Origin of the sequence: Peterkaempfera griseoplana (assembly GCF_001418575.1) — a bacterium.
In the GTDB taxonomy this organism is placed as follows: domain Bacteria; phylum Actinomycetota; class Actinomycetes; order Streptomycetales; family Streptomycetaceae; genus Peterkaempfera; species Peterkaempfera griseoplana.
The window spans coordinates 1-579 of record NZ_LIQR01000656.1; the positions used below are offsets into that span (position 1 = coordinate 1).

A 579-nucleotide genomic window follows, 5' to 3' on the forward strand; every position below is an offset into this window, starting at 1 on the left:
TGGCGGGGCCGGTCGGCCTTCGGTCCGCGGCAGGTGTCGCAGTGGACCGCCGCGGGGGCGCGGCTGCTGGGCGGGTGCTGCCGGGTCGGGCCTGCGGAGATCGCCGATCTGGCGGGGGTGGTGGTGTCCGGGCGCGGGGGCGGGGGTGCGGCGTGAGCCACACCGTGTCCGTTTGGTCCGGTTCCGTGTGGATGTACCGGTGATCGCCGCTGCCGCGGAGATGGAGTGAACGCCTCTCTCCTGGCAGACTCTTGGGAAGAATGATGCGGTCGACATAATCCAATCCTGTTTGACATTGTCGACCGTGTACCCAATGGAGGTGCTCGATGCCCGGCCCGATCCAGTCGCTCTCGCGCGCAGCGGCCATCATGCGACTGCTGGCCGGCGGTGAGCGCCGGCTCGGGCTGTCCGAGGTCGCCGCGGCACTGGACCTGGCCAAGGGCACGGCGCACGGCATTCTGCGCACCCTCCAGCAGGAGGGGTTCGTCGAGCAGGACCCGGAGAGCGGCAAGTACCAGCTGGGCGCGGAACTGCTGCGACTGGGACAGAGCTACCTCGACGTGCACGAGCTGCGCGCCC

2 protein-coding genes are annotated in these 579 nt (G+C 70.1%); both read left to right on the top strand.

What is annotated here, in order from left to right:
- The first annotated feature begins 33 nt into the window (after window positions 1-33).
- The gene (locus tag AOK09_RS39775; protein WP_322973238.1) at window positions 34-156 is read left to right on the top strand and encodes a homocysteine S-methyltransferase family protein; all 123 of its coding nucleotides are present in this window, start codon (window positions 34-36) and stop codon (window positions 154-156) included.
- Window positions 157-326: 170 nt separating this feature from the next.
- Window positions 327-579, top strand: a 253-nt coding sequence (locus AOK09_RS42875; protein WP_245687618.1) for a helix-turn-helix domain-containing protein, incomplete at its 3' end; no start/stop codon positions are given.